The sequence below is a fragment of the Cedecea sp. B1(4) genome (assembly GCF_059414925.1).
The window spans coordinates 1-269 of record NZ_JCAHMZ010000052.1; the positions used below are offsets into that span (position 1 = coordinate 1).

The 269-nt window shown below is 8.2% G+C and carries 1 protein-coding gene; it reads left to right on the top strand.

Translation table 11 applies throughout. The features are described from left to right. On the top strand, positions 1 to 199 hold a 199-nt coding region (locus ACR6JA_RS22095), incomplete at its 5' end, for a hypothetical protein (RefSeq protein ID WP_494599522.1). Between the last annotated feature and the right edge of the window lie 70 nt (positions 200 to 269).

Consider the following 269-nt stretch of genomic DNA (forward strand, 5'->3'; position numbering starts at 1 on the left):
AAAAGAAAAAAAAAAAAAAAGAAAAAAAAACCGGGCACACAAAAAAAAAAAAAAAAAAATACAAAGAAAAAAAAATAATAATTATTTTCAATTAAAAAAAAAAAAGAAAAAAAAAAAAAAAATAAAAAAAAAAAAAAAAAAAAAAAAACAAAAAAAAAATAAGAAAAAAAAAAAAACAAAAAAAAAAAAAAAAAACTAAATAAAAAAAAAAAAAAAAAAAAAAAAAAAAAACAAACAAAAAAAAAACAAAAAAAAAAAACAAAAAAAAA